The following is a 17,257-nucleotide window of genomic DNA, read 5'->3' as shown; positions in this document are numbered from 1 at the left end:
TTGCATGAGGTTTATATATTACCCACTGGTCTTCGTTCTTTTTGTTTATAGTTTCGTTCCTTTTTATTATCCATTATCGACTAAAGCGAAAGGGTTCCCCACAGAAAGAGTAGCTCATGCAGGTGGTGCAATCGATAACCACACCTATACAAACTCTTATGAAGCCTTAGATTATAATCTTAATAATGGGTTTAAATACTTCGAAATAGATTTTTTATTTACATCAGATAAACACTTAGTCTGCGCTCATGACTGGAGGTCTTTTTACCCTTCCAAAGGTCCTCATAGGGTACCGTCTTTAAATGAATTTAAATCGATTGTAGATGAGGAAAAGACATATAAAAACTGTACCTTAAAAGGACTGTCCCATTGGATGAATAAAAATACTGGCACAGTAATAATAACCGATATAAAGAGTGATAACTTAAGAGGTTTGAAAAAAATTTATCAACAAATTCCAGAAGCAAAAGATAGAGTAATACCACAAATATATGACCCAGACAACTTAAAAGAAGTAAGAAAAATTGGATTTAAAAATGTTATCTGGGCTCTATATGGACATCTGATAAATAATAACTATGTTCTATATAAAATAAAAGATTTCTACGGAAATATTGCCATTACAATGCCTAAAGAAAGAGCCATAACAGATCTACCTTTAAAATTAAAGAAACTTGGAATTCCTACCTATGTGCATACAGTAAACAATGAGGGAGAGATGGTCATGTTTATGGAAGAAAAACACATATCAGAAATATATACAGATTATCTAATACCCTGATCGTTTTTTATTCTAATCATATTTAAGTAGTCAACTGATTTATATTCAAAAGTTCCTTTCTCAAGAACCCTAGTATCATCACCATCTAATAAAACATCAAACTGATTATTGTCACACATAACCGAAACTTTAGACCTTTCATCCCCTCTAGCATAATAAACACATTTAGAATCCGCTATATTATTCGTTGGTAATATAGCTCCTCTTGAACTTGAAATACATTGGTGTCCATCTATCATATTTAGAATACTTGGAAGAACATCCGTTTGTTGAAGCACATTTTCTACAGTAATATTTTTATTTTTCCAAACGATAAACATTGGCACCTTACTAGCAGCCATCCTACCAGAATCAGACTTTTCTTTTTCCGTTATTGGTGTCATTGCCCGGTGGTCACTCATTACAACAATCATAGTATCAGGTTCAGAGAGACTATGAACAGCCTTCGAAAGTTGCTTATCTGCATATTTAAATGCAAACTCCTCTGAAATTTTCACTTCTCCATTATCAGGGTAGTAATAAGGTTGATGAGTATTTACATTTTCAACAACTATAAAATTATTATTGTCGTCATTAATCAAATCATTCACTTTAGTATAGAGCATTTCATCAGACACCGAATCAAATAGGAATTTCCGTTCTTTTTTATCAAAAATCTCATTACCCATAATTCTTTCAAATCCTAATGATTTTAACCATGATCTTTTATTTAAAAAATTCAAGTCCCCTGAAGTTATAAATTTAGTTATATATCCCAATTTTGAAAATCTATTAGGCAGAGAGGAACTGTATCCAATTGAGTTTAACCCCACTGCACCATCTGTTCCATAACCGACTTTATAAGGAATTAGAATATCCCCAGTGAACAAAGCATACAGTCCAGCTTCGGTGGTAAATCCATTCGCATAAAAATTATTATATGATATGTTCTCCTTTGCTAACTTATCCAATTGTGGAGTCCAGTTTTTGTCTCCACCAAACCATTCACTTTGATAGTACGACCAGGACTCAAAAAGAAATATAACTATATTTTTAGGTATCTTCGTAGATATCTTCCCACATTGTTCATCATTAACGTACGAAAAAGACTTAACAAATTCATCTGAATATTCCGCTTTATATGTAATAGAAAGATTAACCAATATGTAATTCTTAAAAAATGGACTTCTAACAGAAGAATCCACACTATATAAAGAAGCTACAACCATTAATAACAAAGAAGTTATAATCTTAAACCAAACTCTTTTAAGATTATTATTCTCTCTTATACAAAAGGTCAATCCAAAATATAGAAAACACGAAATCAACAACACATAAAACGGTTTAACTACATCCAACTCTAAGTTAGTTAAATATTTCCCGATATCATCAAGATAGAACCTTGAATTAAAAGTATATATAATCAAAAGATCTAGTATATAGAATAGAGAAATAAGAAATATAAGTAGCTTTAACAGTTTCGATATCCACTGATTAAACAAAGTCGAAGAATAATAAATAGAAAAGCAAAGAAAAATTATTACACTATCACTGATAGCTATATTTATATAACTACTAGGGTCATCAATATAGAAAGCACGTCCTAGAGAATAAACCTTTACTATATAAATAAGGAACAAAAAGACCAGCAACATGTAACAACCTCGATATAAATAGGCAGCTCACCGAATATAATTCATTTTATAAAAGAAAAAGCGCCTTTTCTCAACTAAAGAAAGGGCGCTTTAACTAAAAGCTGACAAAAGCTAAGGGTTTAAACCAAAACTTCCTTAGCCTTCTCAACCACATTCTCAACAGTAAAGCCGAACATCTTGAACAGCTCACCGGCAGGAGCAGACTCACCAAAGGTCGTCATACCAACGATACGGCCACCGAAGCCAACGTACTTGTACCAGTAGTCTGCAATACCCGCTTCAACAGCAACACGTGCGGTTACATCAGATGGCAGTACAGATTCGCGGTAAGCTTCGTCCTGTGCATCGAATACATCAGTAGCAGGCATTGAAACAACGCGTACTTTCTTGCCTTCAGCTGTCAGTACTGCTGCAGCTTCTACTGCAAGCTCAACTTCTGAACCTGTTGCGATAAAGATAAGATCAGGCTTGCCTTCACACTCTTTCAGTACGTAAGCACCTTTTGCGATGTTCGCCAACTGCTCTGCATCACGTTCCTGCTGCGCCAGGTTCTGACGAGAGAAGATAAGTGAAGTCGGGCCGTCTTTACGCTCGATTGCGTATTTCCATGCTACTGCAGATTCAACCTGGTCACATGGACGCCATGTGCTCATGTTTGGAGTCACACGCAGAGAAGCAATCTGCTCTACCGGCTGGTGAGTCGGGCCGTCTTCACCCAGACCGATTGAGTCGTGCGTGTAAACCTGGATGTTCTGAACTTTCATCAGAGCAGCCATACGCATTGCGTTACGTGCGTATTCCATAAACATCAGGAAGGTTGCACCGTAAGGAACAAAACCACCGTGAAGCGCGATACCGTTCATGATAGCCGTCATACCGAACTCACGTACACCGTAGTGGATGTAGTTGCCAGAGAAGTCTTCGCGAGTCAGAGACTTAGAGCCAGACCACATAGTCAGGTTAGAAGGCGCAAGGTCAGCAGAGCCGCCCATAAATTCAGGAAGCATCTTACCGAAAGCTTCAAGCGCGTTCTGAGAAGCTTTACGTGATGCGATGTTTGCCGGGTTTGCCTGAAGGTCAGCAATGATTGCTGAAGTCTTCTCTTCCCACTCTGCAGGAAGCTCACCGTTTACGCGGCGCTTAAATTCTGCTGCAAGCTCTGGGTATGCTGCTGCGTATGCTTCAAATTTAGCATTCCAGTCAGCTTCCTTCGCCGCGCCAGCTTCTTTCGCATCCCACTCAGAGTAGATATCTGCCGGGATTTCAAAAGGAGCGTGTTCCCAGCCAAGGAATTCACGTGCTGCTGCAATTTCTTCATGACCAAGAGGCGCACCGTGACAGTCGTGAGAGCCGGACTTGTTTGGAGAACCAAAACCGATGATAGTCTTAGTACAGATAAGTGTTGGACGAGGGTCTGCTTTCGCAGCTTCGATAGCAGCGTTAATCGCTTGCGCATCATGACCGTCAACAGCAGGAATAACATGCCAGCCGTAAGCTTCAAAACGCTTAGGCGTGTCGTCTGCAAACCAGCCTTCAACGTGACCGTCGATAGAGATACCGTTGTCATCCCAGAAAGCGATAAGCTTGCCAAGACCAAGTGTACCTGCAAGAGAACATGCTTCGTGAGAAACACCTTCCATCAGACAGCCGTCACCCATAAATACGTAAGTATTGTGGTCTACGATATCGTGACCTTCTTTGTTGAACTGCTCAGCAAGAGCACGCTCAGCCATCGCCATACCAACTGCGTTAGTGATGCCCTGACCAAGAGGACCTGTTGTTGTCTCAACGCCTGGTGCATAACCATACTCAGGGTGGCCCGGAGTTTTAGAATGCAGCTGACGGAAGTTTTTCAGGTCATCGATAGACAGCTCGTAGCCAGTCAGGTGAAGCAGAGAGTAAATCAGCATAGAGCCGTGGCCGTTTGACAGGATAAAACGGTCGCGGTCAGCCCACTCAGGGTTTTGTGGGTTGTGGTTCATGTGGCCCCGCCAAAGTACTTCGGCGATATCAGCCATACCCATAGGCGCACCAGGGTGACCAGAGTTTGCTTGTTGAACACCGTCCATGCTCAGTGCACGGATTGCATTTGCTAATTCTTTTTGAGACGGCATGTCTGCTCCTGAATAGATAAGCGAATTGATAGAGAAAGAAGTAATAAAAATTTCATCCGGAAATTTGCGGGCATATTCTCTCAAAGGCGGTTGCGGACTGCAAACGTTTTACTTAGGGAATTGCGGGTTATGGGGTTATGGGGTTATGGGGTTATGGGGTTATGGGGACATTATCGTGTAACTAAGTCAAGTACAACTAAAGACTGACGGCTGATAGCTGATAGTTGCTATCCTGACTTATATCAATTTTCACTTGTATTTTTACTGGAAGAATCTAAAATAGACGTCTAGATGTAAAAGCCCCTACATGTGTAGGCGTATTTACAAAATCACACTATTTTTTAAAAGATGCAGCTGAGCATCTTTTTTAACCTTTAAATTACGGAGCTCACTATTATGGCTAAGCACCTATTTACTTCAGAATCTGTATCTGAAGGTCATCCGGATAAAATCGCAGACCAGATCTCTGATGCCGTTCTTGACGCTATTCTTGAGCAGGATTCTAAAGCCCGTGTAGCTTGTGAGACCTATGTTAAAACAGGGATGGTAATGGTAGGTGGTGAAATCACTACCTCTGCATGGGTTGATATTGAAGAACTGACTCGTGAAACTGTTCGTGAAATCGGCTACGTTCATTCGGACATGGGCTTTGATGCTGATTCATGTGCAATTCTGAACACTATCGGTAAGCAGTCTCCTGACATCAACCAGGGTGTTGATAAGACTGATCCTAAAGAACAGGGCGCTGGCGACCAGGGCATCATGTTTGGTTACGCGACTAACGAAACTGACGTGCTAATGCCAGCTCCGATTACTTACGCACACCGTCTGATGGAAAGACAAGCGAAAGTACGTAAGAACGGCACACTGCCATGGTTGCGTCCGGACGCTAAGTCTCAGGTAACTTTCCAGTACGACCAAGGCAAGATCGTAGGCATCGATGCGGTTGTTCTTTCTACTCAGCACTGTGATTCAATCTCTACTGACGCTCTGCGTGAAGCAGTAATGGAAGAGATCATCAAGCCGGTTCTTCCGACAGAGTGGCTGAACAAAGAAACGAAATACTTTATCAACCCAACCGGCCGTTTTGTTATCGGTGGCCCAATGGGTGACTGTGGTCTGACTGGCCGTAAGATCATCGTAGATACCTACGGTGGTGCTGCTCGTCACGGTGGTGGTGCTTTCTCTGGTAAAGATCCATCTAAGGTTGACCGCTCTGCAGCTTACGCAGCTCGTTACGTTGCTAAGAACATCGTTGCAGCTGGTCTTGCAGACCGTTGTGAAATCCAGCTTTCTTACGCAATCGGTGTTGCTGATCCAACTTCTATTATGGTTGAAACCTTCGGTACAGAAAAAGTGTCTCACGACATCATCATCGATGCTGTACGTAAGTTCTTCGACCTGCGCCCATACGGTCTTCAGGAAATGCTGAGCCTGCTTCAGCCTATCTACAAGAAGACGGCTGCTTACGGTCACTTTGGTCGTGAAGAGTTCCCTTGGGAGAAGACGGATAAAGTTGAGCTTATTCGCGATTTTGCGGGAATTAAATAATAAGGTTGCAGGTTGCAGGTTGCAGGTTGCAGGTTGCAGGTTAAAAATATTAGGTTGGGCAACTTGCTCAACCTTTTTTATGCATATGAATAAATTAGCTGAGCAAAAATATAAAGATATCCAAGATAAACTTTCCTGGTGTGTTCACCGGGCTGAGGTTGCTTTTCAGCGCTCTTTTGAACTTCCTTCTGTTAATTTTAAGCTTCGTGGTAAAGCTGCAGGGAAGGCTTATCTTCAGGCCAGCGAGATCCGGTTAAACCGGGTTCTTTTTGAAGAAAACTATACCGCTTTTATTAATGAAGTGATTCCTCATGAAGTGGCTCATCTGGTTACCTTTCAGGTGTTTGGTAAAGTCCGCCCTCATGGGAAAGAGTGGCAGATGGTGATGGAGAAGGTGTTCGGTATTCCGGCAAAAACCACACATAGCTTTGAGGTTATCTCGGTTCAGGGGAAGACCTTTGAATATCAGTGCAGCTGTGAACAGTACGCCCTTTCCATAAGACGCCATAATAAAGTTCAGAGAAAACAGGCAAACTATATTTGTAAAAGTTGCAGGCAGCCGCTTTTGTTTACCGGAAAACAACTTTCCTAAAATCAATCAGAACCACATACCAATACGACAAATGAGTGTTAGACTGAATAAAATAATACTTAACTTCAGTCCTTTATATGCTCAAATCACATTTACTCATACTTTCTGTCGCACTAGTTCCTGCTGTTGCGTTCTCTGCGCCCCCTTCGTCGTTTTCTAAAGCAAAGAAAATCGCGGTTAAAATCTATCAGGACCACCCTGTCAGCTTTTACTGCGGCTGCGATATCGAGTGGCAGGGAAGAAAAGGGATTCCTCAGTTGGAAGAGTGCGGCTATCAGGTCCGCAAACAGGAAAGAAGAGCCAGTCGTATCGAATGGGAACATGTGGTTCCGGCCTGGCAGTTTGGCCACCAGCGCCAGTGCTGGCAGAATGGCGGCAGGAAGAACTGCAGTAAAAACGACTCTCAGTTTCGTCTGATGGAAGCTGACCTTCATAACCTCACCCCGGCAATTGGTGAAGTAAACGGCGACCGCTCAAACTACAACTTCAGCCAGTGGAATGGCCTGGACGGCGTAACCTATGGCGCGTGCGAAATGCAGGTCAACTTCAAACAGCGCAAAGCCATGCCGCCGGAAAGAGCACGTGGTGCCGTTGCCAGAGCCTATCTTTATATGTCGCAGGAGTATGGTTTTACGCTGTCAAAACAGCAGACTAACCTGATGAATGCCTGGAATAAAACCTACCCTGTGAATGAATGGGAATGCGAGCGGGACAGAAGAATCAGTAAAATACAGGGCAATCACAACCCGTTTGTTGTTAAGCAGTGCGAATAATACGACAGCATTCGGTACTGCCCTTGTTTTTTCCCCCAGCCGCATCCATGTTATGGAAAGTTGTCCATTTTTATTCAGGAAGCGGCTTCAATGCGAATCCCACGAATTTACCACCCCGAACCCATCACTCAACTTGGTTTACTGGCTCTCAGTGACGATGCCGCCGGACATATAGGCCGGGTACTGAGAATGAAAACTGGTCAGGAAGTGCTGCTGTTTGACGGAAGCAATGCAGAATTTCCGGCAGTGATTTCAGAAGTTGGTAAGAAAAGTGTTCAGGTTGAAATAAAGGAAAGAGTGGAGCGAAGCTCTGAATCTCCTCTGGATATCCATCTTGGTCAGGTGGTATCCCGCGGAGAAAAAATGGAATTCACGATTCAAAAATCCGTGGAGCTGGGCGTAAACACCATTACCCCGCTTATCTCTGAACGTTGCGGTGTAAAACTCGACCCTAAACGTTTTGAGAAAAAACTGGCTCAGTGGCAAAAAATTGCGGTTTCAGCCTGTGAACAGTGCGGCAGAAACCGGGTTCCGGTAGTACGTCCACTGATGAAACTGGAAGACTGGTGCGCCGAGCAGGATGACGCCTTAAAGCTAAACCTGCACCCGAGAGCAAAGTACTCCATTAATACTCTGCCAGAGCCAATCAGCAAGGTTCGCCTGCTTATCGGCCCGGAAGGCGGATTATCGGCAGATGAAATCGCCATGACCGAAGAATATAAATTTGAAGAAACCCTGTTAGGTCCACGGGTTCTGAGAACAGAAACAGCCGCGCTAACCGCAATTACAGCATTACAAGTTCGCTTCGGTGATCTTGGTTAATCGGGAGAAAGAAATGATTAAACTCGGCATAGTAATGGATCCGATTTCATCCATTAACATCAAAAAAGATTCAAGTTTCGCCATGCTGCTTGAAGCGCAAAAGCGTGGTTATGAAATCCACTATATGGAAATGCAGGATCTTAGCCTTGAGCAAGGCGTTGCCATGGCAGACACCAGGATCGTAGAGCTTAAAGAAGATCCAAACGGCTGGTATGAATTTAAATCTGAGCAAACCATCGAACTGTCAGAGTTGGATGCAGTGCTTATGCGTAAAGATCCACCGTTTGATACGGAATACATTTACGCCACCTATATCCTTGAACGTGCAGAAGAAAAAGGCACTCTTATCGTAAACAAGCCTCAGAGTCTGCGTGACTGCAATGAAAAGCTGTTTACAGCCTGGTTCCCGGAACTGACACCAACCACCATTGTGACCCGCAAAGCAAAACGAATCCGCGAATTTCAGCAAGAGCATGGCGATATCATTCTTAAGCCTCTGGACGGAATGGGCGGAGCGTCAATATTCCGGGTTAAGCAGGGCGACCCTAATATGTCGGTGATCATCGAAGCACTGACCAACCACGGCGAATACTACGCCATGGCCCAGACATTTGTTCCGGATATCAGCAACGGTGACAAGCGAATTCTGGTCGTTGACGGAGAGCCAATGCCTTACAGCCTGGCCCGAATTCCGGCCAAAGGCGAAACAAGAGGCAACCTGGCAGCAGGCGGCACAGGTGAGCCAAGACCATTAAGTGAAACGGATCTCAACATTGCACGCGCAGTTGCGCCTACACTTAAAGAAAAGGGGCTAATCTTCGTTGGCTTGGATGTTATCGGTGACAAATTAACAGAAATAAATGTAACCAGCCCTACCTGTATCCGTGAGATAGAAGCAGCGTTTGATATTTCTATAACGGGTAAGCTAATGGATGCAATCGAAAAAAGAGTAAACAAATAAAAACAGGCATCCGTCATTCATATTTGTGCAGGAGAGATAACATGAATTTAGCAAATCACTTCCTCGTGGCGATGCCAGGGATGCAAGACCCGTTTTTTCAACGGTCGGTTATCTACATTTGTGAGCACACTGACGAAGGGGCAATGGGAATCGTGGTAAATGCCCCTATCGACATTACTGTGGGCGGAATGCTCCAACAGGTGGAAGTTGAGCCAGACCAGCCTCAGGTTAACCCACAGAGCTTGAGCCAGCAGGTTCTCAGTGGTGGTCCGGTATCTGAAGACCGTGGATTTATACTCCATAGGCCAAAGGATAAATATCACTCAAGCATCCAGATGACGGATGACCTTTCCGTAACCACTTCAAAAGATATCCTTGGCGTTCTGGGCACAGAAGCTGAACCCAAAGACTATATTGTCGCTCTGGGTTACTCAGGCTGGACAGCTGGTCAGCTGGAACATGAGCTGGCTGAAAACTCCTGGCTGACTGTAGAAGCCGACCCAAGTGTTATCTTTGACACTCCGGTTCAGGACAGATGGAACCGGGCGGTTAAGATGCTGGGGATTGATGCAGCGCAACTGTCTGCGGATGCGGGGCATGCGTAAAAGGCTATAGGGACAGGCTTTGCCCTTAAGGGTGATGGGGTGATAGGGTACAAGCCGCCCCATAGCCCCATAGCCCCATAGCCCCATAGCCCAAGATTAAACAACTAAGCGAATATAATAAAATGTCCTCAAAAACAATCATGTCCTTCGACTACGGCACCAAAAGCATCGGCAGCGCCATTGGCCAGGAAATTACCGGTACTGCTTCCCCTTTGAAAGCATTTAAAGCTAATGATGGCATCCCTAACTGGGATGATATTGAAAAACAGATCAAAGAGTGGCAACCGGACCTTATAGTGGTTGGCCTGCCAACGGATCTTTATGGAAAAGATCTGGAAACCATTACTCCAAGAGCTAAGAAATTCGCAAACCGCCTGCACGGCAGGTTTGGCCTTCCCGTAGAGCTGCATGATGAACGTCTTTCTACCGCAGAAGCACGTTCAGAGTTGTTTGATATGGGTGGCTATAAAGCTTTAAGTAAAGGGAATGTGGACTGTCAGTCGGCGGTAGTGATTCTTGAGAGCTGGTTTGAGGCGCAGTGGGGGGAGTAGCTATCAGCTACTCTTCTCACTCCATATCAATACTAACCCCATCCATAGCGCCAGAACCAAAATTGCCACCGCGCTTCGCTTTTAGCATCATTCTCAGATCATTGGCAGAATCTGCGCTGTGCAGAGCATCATCTTCAGCGATCTTATCCTCGATCACCAATTCATAAAGAGACTGATCAAAAGTCTTCATACCGCTTTCGGTTGATCTTGCCATGGTCGCTTTCAGCTCATGCAGATCGCCTCGCCGGATCAAATCGGCGATCCTTGGGGTATTTAGCAATAACTCAAAGCAGCCATGGCGGGCATTGCCGTTTTTGTCTTTGATCAACTGCTGCGCTATTACGCCCTTCAGATTATTGGAAAGATCAAACAAAAACTGATCCCTACCCTCTTTCGGAACAAGGTTAAGAATTCGCTCCAGCGCCTGATTGGCATTATTGGCGTGCAAAGTCGCCATACACAGATGCCCGGTTTCCGCAAAGTTCATGGCAAACTCCATTGTTTCACGGCTACGGATCTCACCAATCAGAATCATATCCGGAGCCTGACGAAGGGAGTTTTTCAGCGCCACTTCAAAGCTCTCCGTATCTAATCCCACTTCCCTTTGTGTCACCAGACACTTCTTATGTTCGTGGACAAACTCAATGGGATCTTCCACGGTAAGAATATGACCTGACCGGTTATCATTTCTGTATCCCGTCATTGCCGCCATGGTAGTTGATTTACCGGAACCCGTCGCCCCTACCACCAGCACCAGGCCGCGTTTAGCTGTTGCCAGCTCTTTCAGTACTTCGGGAAGCTTCAGCTCTTCAAAGGTCGGAATCACAGTTTCAATCCGGCGGATAACGGCCCCCGGCAACTCCCTCTGAAAAAAAGCACTGACACGGAAACGGCCACTATTTCTGACAATGGCAAAGTTGGCCTCCTTACTCGCCAGATAATCCTGCTTACGCTGCTCATCCATAATAGTATCAAGAAACTGAAACACGCCCTCTTCATTCAGTTTTTCACCTACGCCGGTAAGCTCACCATGCACCCGCAACAAACAGGGTGCATCCACCGTGATATAAAGATCCGATGCTTTGTTTTCCAGCATCGATTCCAGAATCTGATCCAACTGCATTGCCGCTCCCTCTATAAAAAATTTAATACTCCGGAGTTCAAGGCGGTAGACAGGTATTGATAAACAGACCTTCTTTGCCATGGATGGCAAAGCAGAGCTACATGGATGTATTTATGCGTGTCTGATTATCAATACCTGTCTGCCGCCCCCACGGAAACCTACTTAAAAAGTAGAACTCATTTGCACTATCTCAATTTTCTTATTTACTTCTTCCTGCTCAACCTCTCCCCGCGCCAGAAGCTGCTTCGCACTCTGCTCCATGGTTTTCATACCTGAAGCTGCCCCCGTCTGAATAATAGACAACATCTGAGCTACTTTATCTTCGCGGATAAGGTTACGGATAGCGTTGTTAGCAATCATCACCTCATGACAGGCCACCCTGCCCCCGCCAACACGCTTTAGCAGCTTCTGAGCAATAACCGCGCGAAGCGACTCAGACAGCATTGAACGAACCATATTTTTCTCAGAGCCCGGGAACACATCAATAATACGGTCAATGGTTTTAGCCGCAGAACTGGTGTGCAGAGTACCAAATACCAGATGCCCGGTTTCCGCTGCTGTTAATGCCAGACTAATGGTTTCCTGATCGCGAAGCTCACCCACCAGAATCACATCCGGGTCTTCACGTAAAGCAGAACGCAGAGCCGCTTTAAAGCTATGGGTATCCCTGTGCACTTCCCGCTGGTTAATCAGACACTTATTATTCTGATGAACAAACTCAATCGGATCTTCAATGGTCAGGATATGCTTATTATGGTGCTGGTTAACATAGTCAACCATTGCCGCCAGCGTCGTAGACTTACCAGAGCCCGTTGGGCCAGTCACCAGAACCAGACCTTTTTCATAGTTTGCTATCTCAGAAAAAATCTCAGGAGCGGAAAGCTCATCCAGTGTCGGAATTCTTGTCGGGATGGTACGAAAAACAGCCGCACACCCTCTGGACTGATTAAAGGCATTCACCCTAAAGCGCCCCACATCCGGCAACTCAAAGGAAAAATCCGTCTCCAGCTTTTCTTCAAATTCGCTTCTTTGCGCATCATTCATAATGTCAAAAACCAGTCTGTGAACATCAGAATGAGAAAATGCCGGCATTCCAAGCTTTCTTACATCACCATCTATCCTTATCATTGGAGGAACACCTGCAGAAAGATGTAGATCTGAAGCATTATGCTTTACACTAAATTGCAGTAACTCAGCGATATCCATGAAAATTCCTTAATCAGATAAATTATGTCTAGTATTCAACAAAATATAGAACAGATCATCACACAAATCCGCAGTGAAGAAATTAAATGTGGCCGACCACAAGATTCTGTACAGCTTCTCGCGGTAAGTAAGACCAAGCCGGTTGAAGCTATTGAAGAAGCGATAGCAGCAGGCCAGAGAGCATTTGGTGAAAACTATGTTCAGGAAGGCGTTGATAAAGTTCAGTACTTCACTGAAAACCACGCCAGTGAACAACTGGAGTGGCACTTTATCGGCCCGATACAGTCAAACAAAACGAAACTGGTCGCCGAGCACTTCGACTGGGTTCACACCATCGACCGTGAGAAAATTGCCAGACGTCTGAATGATCAGAGACCGGCGAACCTTCCACCGCTAAAGGTTCTGATTCAGGTAAACACCAGTGGCGAAGAGAGTAAGTCCGGCACCACAGAAGCGGAAGTTTTTGCACTGGCTGAGTTGATTTCTGCTCTGCCAAACCTCACTTTAAAAGGGTTGATGTCTATTCCGGCCAATGTGTCTGACCACCAGTCTCAGTTAAGCGCATTTACTCAACTGGCAGACCTTAAAAACAAACTGGCTGCTAAGTATGAAGGTTTAGACACCTTATCAATGGGAATGAGTGGCGATATGGAAGCCGCCGTGGAAGCCGGTAGTACTATGGTAAGAATTGGTACCGCGATTTTTGGTGCCAGAGACTATTCAAACAAAAAATAACAGCAGCTTCAGGAAGAAAAGAATATGGAAAACAGAAAAATCACATTTATCGGTGCCGGTAATATGGCTCGCTCTATCATCGCAGGACTGGTTTCCAGCGGTTATGAGGCATCAAATATTACAGCAACCGACCCAAACAAAGAGCAGAGAGAACTGCTGACACAACTGTATGGCGTGAATACAGCAAAAGACAACCATGACGCAGCAGCCGATGCCGATGTGATAGTTCTGGCCGTAAAACCACAGCTGATGGAACTTGTGTGTGGCGGGCTGACCGATATCGATTTTTCTGACAAGCTGGTTATTTCTATTGCAGCCGGTATCTCTGCATCCCGTCTGAATGAACTGCTGGAAACTGAACTGAACCTTGTGCGCGTAATGCCAAACACACCAGCTCTTGTCAGTCAGGGAATGAGCGGCCTATACGCAGCGCCTGCAGTCACTGAGCAGGACAAAGACTTTGCCGGTGAGTTAATGACAGCCGTTGGTAAAGTATGCTGGGTTGAACGGGAAACAGAAATCAACAATGTTATCGCAGCAGCGGGTAGCGCTCCGGCCTACTTCTTCCTGTTTATGGAAGCGATGCAAAGTGAAGCCATCGCACAGGGCTTTGATAAAGAGACCGCCCGGCTACTGGTACAACAGTCAGCGCTGGGAGCAGCTGAAATGGTTATCGCCAATGCTGATACAGAACTTTCCACTTTAAGAGAACAGGTAACTTCAAAAGGTGGAACCACAGCTGAGGCACTAAGAGTATTTAACGAAAATCAGCTAACTGATATCGTAGCGAAAGCAATGCAAGCCGCTGTTCTGAGAGCGGAAGAAATGGAAAAGTTATTCTAATTACAGATAGGTTTAATAATGAATTCAATGAGTTTTCTGATCTCCACCCTGTTCGATTTATACATCATGGTGGTGCTGTTAAGAATCTGGCTACAGGCTGCCAGAGCAGATTTTTATAATCCGTTCTCTCAGTTTATAGTGAAAGCTACGCAGCCTGTGGTAGCCCCGCTGCGCAGATTCATTCCATCCATCGGCAGTATCGATCTGGCAACGGTACTGTTTGCCTACCTGCTTTGCCTGGTGAAGTTTGTCGCGCTGATCTTTATCGTATCAGGTGGCAGCCTGGCATTTGACACAAGCTTCCCGTTTCTTGCGCTTCTGTCGCTGGTAAAAGCTGCCGGTGGCCTGCTGTTCTGGATACTGATCATTCGCGCCATTATGAGCTGGGTTAGCCAGGGCCGCAGCCCTATCGAGTATGTATTCCACCAGCTAACCGAGCCAATGCTTGCTCCTATCCGCCGCATTATCCCGGCAATGGGTGGACTGGATCTTAGCGTACTGGTTCTGTTTATCGCGCTGCAGTTTGCTAACTTCCTGATGGCTGACCTAATCGGTCCAATCTGGTATCAGCTGTAATGCCCGCAGTAGTGAAAGAAGGCGAAGACTTAGTGCTTCGCCTTTATATTCAGCCCAAAGCCAGCAGAGACAAAATTGTCGGCCTGCACGGAGACGAGCTGAAAATTGCGATTACCGCACCACCGGTGGACGGAAAAGCCAATGCTCACCTGACTAAAGTGCTAAGCAAACAGTTTAAGGTGGCAAAGGGACAAATAAATATAGAGAAGGGAGAGCTTGGGCGGCATAAGCAGGTCCGGATCAGTTCCCCCACTCAAATACCAAGTGAAATTGAAGCTCTCTTATGAGAGCTTTTCTGTAAGAGAGAATCATCATGAGTAAAATCGTTCTGGCAACAGGCAATCAGGGTAAGGTTCGCGAAATGGCGGATCTGCTTTCAGACTTCGGCTTCGAAGTTCTGGCTCAAAGCGAATTTAACGTATCAGAGGTCGCAGAAACCGGCACCACATTTATTGAAAACGCCATTATTAAAGCCCGCCATGCAGCAAAAGAGACCGGCCTTCCGGCTATCGCGGATGATTCCGGCCTTGAAGTGGATTACCTGAAAGGTGCTCCGGGCATCTACTCCGCACGTTACTCCGGTGAAGGCGCTACTGACCAGAAAAATCTGGAAAAGCTGCTGCAAGATATGGACGGCGTACCGGAAGCGGAAAGAAGCGCACGCTTTCACTGCGTACTGGTTCTGATGCGTCATGAAAACGATCCGACACCTATCGTCTGCCACGGTAAATGGGAAGGACAGATCCTGACAGAATCCAAAGGCAGCAACGGCTTTGGTTATGACCCTGTATTCTGGGTTCCGGAAAAGGGCTGTGCATCGGCAGAGCTGGAAGCGGCTGAGAAAAAACAGCTTTCTCACCGTGGCAAAGCACTGAAAGTACTGTTTGAAGAACTGAAGAAGCAGCAGAAGTAATGATATTAAAACCACCACCGTTAAGCCTGTATGTACATATTCCATGGTGTGTACAAAAATGTCCCTACTGCGACTTCAACTCTCACGCCTTAAAAGCTGAAATCCCTGAAGCTCAGTATATCGATGCTCTGTTAGAGGATCTGGATAAAGACATTGAAAAATACGCTTTTGAGAGTGATAGCAGACAACTGCATTCAATCTTTATCGGTGGTGGTACACCCAGCCTGATTTCTCCGCAAGAGATCGGCCGCCTGCTTGAAGGAGTTCGTAAAAGAATTCCCTTCAAAGAAGACATCGAAATCACCATGGAAGCCAATCCAGGTACCATTGAGGCTGAACGCTTTTCACAGTACCAGAAACAGGGTGTAACCCGTATCTCTATCGGCGTTCAAAGCTTCGAGCAGGAAAAACTGGAGCGCCTGGGAAGAATCCACGGACAGAATGAAGCCGTTAATGCAGCGCAGCTGGCCCACTCTATCGGCCTGAAAAGCTTTAACCTGGACCTGATGCACGGTTTGCCGGATCAATCCATAGAGCAGGCCCTGAGCGACCTGGAGAAAGCGATAGAACTTAATCCGCCTCACCTCTCCTGGTATCAGTTAACCATTGAACCTAACACCCTGTTCTATTCAAAACCTCCGGTACTGCCGGATGACGACGACCTGTGGGAAATCTTCGATGCCGGACACAAAAAACTCACCGAAGCAGGTTATGTACAATACGAAATCTCCGGCTACAGCAAGCCCGAATTCCAGTGCCAGCACAACCTGAACTACTGGCGCTTTGGTGACTACCTTGGCATCGGCTGCGGCTCTCACGGCAAGCTGAGCTTTGCTGACGGCAGAATCATAAGAACAACTAAGGTTAAGCATCCCAGAGGCTATCTGAACATGCTCAAGCCTTATCTGGACACAGAAACCGTGGTAGAAAAAGAAGACCGCCCTTTCGAGTTCTTTATGAACCGCTTCCGCTTAATGGAAGCTTGTCCGAAGCAGGATTTTTTAGACAGAACCGGATTAACACTTAAAGACATTCAGGAGCAACTCAATCAAGCACTGGATAAAGGTTACCTGGCAGAGAGTGAGACTGAATGGCAGATCACCGAAAAAGGAAAACTCTTCCTAAACGACCTGCTCGAATGCTTTATGTAACAAAAATAAGTACGAGAAAGCCCAAAGGCATCTGAGTGGGTATGGTGGAACAAACATACAAGGACAGGGAAGTCCTTGTTTGAGCGCCCATGGATGGCCCGAGCGTTTTGTGGAACCATGCCCATTCAGGTGCCTGATCACCGAACCAACAACAAGTAAGAAACTCGTTCTAAATTACTTAAAAGCAAAAACGAAAAAAGCCACCTCAAACGAGATGGCTTTTTTCTTAAAGTGGCTCCCCCTGCGGGACTCGAACCTGCGACATACGGATTAACAGTCCGCCGTTCTACCAACTGAACTAAGGGGGAATTATTTGTGTCAACTCT

The 17,257-nt window shown here is 45.2% G+C and carries 18 protein-coding genes and 1 tRNA gene; 14 read left to right on the top strand and 5 right to left on the bottom strand.

The features are described from left to right. Positions 1 to 4 precede the first annotated feature (4 nt). Positions 5 to 781, top strand: a complete 777-nt coding sequence (locus L3Q72_RS02085; RefSeq protein ID WP_275131027.1) for a hypothetical protein — start codon at positions 5 to 7, stop codon at positions 779 to 781. On the opposite strand, the gene L3Q72_RS02080 is transcribed toward L3Q72_RS02085, so the two are convergent. Together L3Q72_RS02080 and tkt are read right to left on the bottom strand one after the other, a co-directional pair. Beyond that, the gene (locus tag L3Q72_RS02080) at positions 766 to 2,415 is read right to left on the bottom strand and encodes an LTA synthase family protein (protein ID WP_275131026.1); all 1,650 of its coding nucleotides are present in this window, start codon (positions 2,413 to 2,415) and stop codon (positions 766 to 768) included. The two genes, L3Q72_RS02085 and L3Q72_RS02080, sit on opposite strands and share 16 nt — an antisense overlap. A gap of 119 nt (positions 2,416 to 2,534) precedes the next feature. Then, positions 2,535 to 4,529 (bottom strand): transketolase, encoded by a 1,995-nt coding sequence (tkt, locus tag L3Q72_RS02075; protein ID WP_275131025.1) that lies wholly within the window; start codon positions 4,527 to 4,529, stop codon positions 2,535 to 2,537. Between the two features lie 396 nt (positions 4,530 to 4,925). Between tkt and metK the strand changes: the two genes are divergently transcribed. The 7 genes from metK to ruvX all read left to right on the top strand — a co-directional run bounded on the left by metK (position 4,926) and on the right by ruvX (position 10,384). Next, positions 4,926 to 6,080, top strand: coding sequence for a methionine adenosyltransferase (gene metK, locus L3Q72_RS02070; protein ID WP_275131024.1), 1,155 nt, complete (start codon positions 4,926 to 4,928; stop codon positions 6,078 to 6,080). 85 nt (positions 6,081 to 6,165) lie between these two features. Continuing rightward, positions 6,166 to 6,672 carry a SprT family zinc-dependent metalloprotease gene (locus tag L3Q72_RS02065; RefSeq protein WP_275131023.1) on the top strand — a complete coding sequence of 169 codons (507 nt, stop codon included), beginning with the start codon at positions 6,166 to 6,168 and terminating at the stop codon, positions 6,670 to 6,672. 77 nt (positions 6,673 to 6,749) lie between these two features. Then, complete coding sequence (locus L3Q72_RS02060; protein ID WP_275131022.1) at positions 6,750 to 7,445, top strand: endonuclease; 696 nt, start codon at positions 6,750 to 6,752, stop codon at positions 7,443 to 7,445. A 90-nt stretch (positions 7,446 to 7,535) separates the two neighbouring features. Continuing rightward, positions 7,536 to 8,267 carry a 16S rRNA (uracil(1498)-N(3))-methyltransferase gene (rsmE, locus tag L3Q72_RS02055; protein ID WP_275131021.1) on the top strand — a complete coding sequence of 244 codons (732 nt, stop codon included), beginning with the start codon at positions 7,536 to 7,538 and terminating at the stop codon, positions 8,265 to 8,267. Positions 8,268 to 8,280: 13 nt separating this feature from the next. Continuing rightward, positions 8,281 to 9,228: a glutathione synthase gene (gshB, locus tag L3Q72_RS02050; protein WP_275131020.1), complete on the top strand. Its 948-nt coding sequence runs from the start codon at positions 8,281 to 8,283 to the stop codon at positions 9,226 to 9,228. Between the two features lie 41 nt (positions 9,229 to 9,269). Continuing rightward, positions 9,270 to 9,833 (top strand): YqgE/AlgH family protein, encoded by a 564-nt coding sequence (locus L3Q72_RS02045; RefSeq protein ID WP_275131019.1) that lies wholly within the window; start codon positions 9,270 to 9,272, stop codon positions 9,831 to 9,833. A gap of 122 nt (positions 9,834 to 9,955) precedes the next feature. Beyond that, positions 9,956 to 10,384: a Holliday junction resolvase RuvX gene (gene ruvX / locus L3Q72_RS02040; RefSeq protein ID WP_275131018.1), complete on the top strand. Its 429-nt coding sequence runs from the start codon at positions 9,956 to 9,958 to the stop codon at positions 10,382 to 10,384. A gap of 16 nt (positions 10,385 to 10,400) precedes the next feature. On the opposite strand, the gene L3Q72_RS02035 is transcribed toward ruvX, so the two are convergent. Together L3Q72_RS02035 and L3Q72_RS02030 are read right to left on the bottom strand one after the other, a co-directional pair. After that, the gene (locus L3Q72_RS02035; RefSeq protein WP_275131017.1) at positions 10,401 to 11,507 is read right to left on the bottom strand and encodes a PilT/PilU family type 4a pilus ATPase; all 1,107 of its coding nucleotides are present in this window, start codon (positions 11,505 to 11,507) and stop codon (positions 10,401 to 10,403) included. Positions 11,508 to 11,669: 162 nt separating this feature from the next. Then, a complete protein-coding gene (locus tag L3Q72_RS02030; protein WP_275131016.1) occupies positions 11,670 to 12,713 on the bottom strand; it encodes a type IV pilus twitching motility protein PilT in 1,044 nt (347 codons plus the stop codon). A gap of 24 nt (positions 12,714 to 12,737) precedes the next feature. Between L3Q72_RS02030 and L3Q72_RS02025 the strand changes: the two genes are divergently transcribed. From L3Q72_RS02025 to hemW, 6 genes are read left to right on the top strand one after another with little or no spacing between them, the layout of a single operon-like run. Then, entirely contained in the window at positions 12,738 to 13,448 is a 711-nt protein-coding gene (locus L3Q72_RS02025; protein WP_275131015.1) for a YggS family pyridoxal phosphate-dependent enzyme, read from the top strand. A gap of 24 nt (positions 13,449 to 13,472) precedes the next feature. After that, complete coding sequence (gene proC / locus L3Q72_RS02020; RefSeq protein WP_275131014.1) at positions 13,473 to 14,291, top strand: pyrroline-5-carboxylate reductase; 819 nt, start codon at positions 13,473 to 13,475, stop codon at positions 14,289 to 14,291. Positions 14,292 to 14,309: 18 nt separating this feature from the next. Further along, positions 14,310 to 14,867 carry a YggT family protein gene (locus tag L3Q72_RS02015; protein WP_275131013.1) on the top strand — a complete coding sequence of 186 codons (558 nt, stop codon included), beginning with the start codon at positions 14,310 to 14,312 and terminating at the stop codon, positions 14,865 to 14,867. Beyond that, positions 14,867 to 15,154 carry a DUF167 family protein YggU gene (gene yggU / locus L3Q72_RS02010; RefSeq protein WP_275131012.1) on the top strand — a complete coding sequence of 96 codons (288 nt, stop codon included), beginning with the start codon at positions 14,867 to 14,869 and terminating at the stop codon, positions 15,152 to 15,154. Before L3Q72_RS02015 ends, yggU begins: the two co-directional genes overlap by 1 nt. A 26-nt stretch (positions 15,155 to 15,180) precedes the next feature. Next, entirely contained in the window at positions 15,181 to 15,780 is a 600-nt protein-coding gene (locus L3Q72_RS02005) for an XTP/dITP diphosphatase (RefSeq protein WP_275131011.1), read from the top strand. Then, complete coding sequence (gene hemW / locus L3Q72_RS02000; RefSeq protein ID WP_275131010.1) at positions 15,780 to 16,931, top strand: radical SAM family heme chaperone HemW; 1,152 nt, start codon at positions 15,780 to 15,782, stop codon at positions 16,929 to 16,931. The genes L3Q72_RS02005 and hemW overlap by 1 nt, the downstream gene beginning before the upstream one ends. A gap of 232 nt (positions 16,932 to 17,163) precedes the next feature. On the opposite strand, the gene L3Q72_RS01995 is transcribed toward hemW, so the two are convergent. After that, positions 17,164 to 17,239 (bottom strand) — tRNA-Asn (locus tag L3Q72_RS01995). Between the last annotated feature and the right edge of the window lie 18 nt (positions 17,240 to 17,257).

It is taken from the genome of Vibrio sp. JC009, assembly GCF_029016485.1.
Classification (GTDB): Bacteria; Pseudomonadota; Gammaproteobacteria; order Enterobacterales; family Vibrionaceae; genus Vibrio.
The sequence above is the reverse complement of the archived record's forward strand: the minus strand, read 5'-3'. Positions and strand labels throughout refer to the sequence as shown.

Excerpts from the sequence above, each read along its gene's own strand:
- L3Q72_RS02025 (WP_275131015.1), top strand. The coding sequence starts at position 12,738 with ATGTCTAGTATTCAACAAAATATAGAACAGATCATCACACAAATCCGC.
- hemW (WP_275131010.1), top strand. The coding sequence starts at position 15,780 with ATGATATTAAAACCACCACCGTTAAGCCTGTATGTACATATTCCATGG.
- L3Q72_RS02005 (WP_275131011.1), top strand. The coding sequence starts at position 15,181 with ATGAGTAAAATCGTTCTGGCAACAGGCAATCAGGGTAAGGTTCGCGAA.
- rsmE (WP_275131021.1), top strand. The coding sequence starts at position 7,536 with ATGCGAATCCCACGAATTTACCACCCCGAACCCATCACTCAACTTGGT.
- L3Q72_RS02060 (WP_275131022.1), top strand. The coding sequence starts at position 6,750 with ATGCTCAAATCACATTTACTCATACTTTCTGTCGCACTAGTTCCTGCT.
- L3Q72_RS02015 (WP_275131013.1), top strand. The coding sequence starts at position 14,310 with ATGAATTCAATGAGTTTTCTGATCTCCACCCTGTTCGATTTATACATC.
- yggU (WP_275131012.1), top strand. The coding sequence starts at position 14,867 with ATGCCCGCAGTAGTGAAAGAAGGCGAAGACTTAGTGCTTCGCCTTTAT.
- L3Q72_RS02065 (WP_275131023.1), top strand. The coding sequence starts at position 6,166 with ATGAATAAATTAGCTGAGCAAAAATATAAAGATATCCAAGATAAACTT.
- gshB (WP_275131020.1), top strand. The coding sequence starts at position 8,281 with ATGATTAAACTCGGCATAGTAATGGATCCGATTTCATCCATTAACATC.
- proC (WP_275131014.1), top strand. The coding sequence starts at position 13,473 with ATGGAAAACAGAAAAATCACATTTATCGGTGCCGGTAATATGGCTCGC.
- L3Q72_RS02030 (WP_275131016.1), bottom strand. The coding sequence starts at position 12,713 with ATGGATATCGCTGAGTTACTGCAATTTAGTGTAAAGCATAATGCTTCA.
- L3Q72_RS02085 (WP_275131027.1), top strand. The coding sequence starts at position 5 with ATGAGGTTTATATATTACCCACTGGTCTTCGTTCTTTTTGTTTATAGT.
- tkt (WP_275131025.1), bottom strand. The coding sequence starts at position 4,529 with ATGCCGTCTCAAAAAGAATTAGCAAATGCAATCCGTGCACTGAGCATG.
- ruvX (WP_275131018.1), top strand. The coding sequence starts at position 9,956 with ATGTCCTCAAAAACAATCATGTCCTTCGACTACGGCACCAAAAGCATC.
- metK (WP_275131024.1), top strand. The coding sequence starts at position 4,926 with ATGGCTAAGCACCTATTTACTTCAGAATCTGTATCTGAAGGTCATCCG.
- L3Q72_RS02080 (WP_275131026.1), bottom strand. The coding sequence starts at position 2,415 with ATGTTGCTGGTCTTTTTGTTCCTTATTTATATAGTAAAGGTTTATTCT.
- L3Q72_RS02045 (WP_275131019.1), top strand. The coding sequence starts at position 9,270 with ATGAATTTAGCAAATCACTTCCTCGTGGCGATGCCAGGGATGCAAGAC.
- L3Q72_RS02035 (WP_275131017.1), bottom strand. The coding sequence starts at position 11,507 with ATGCAGTTGGATCAGATTCTGGAATCGATGCTGGAAAACAAAGCATCG.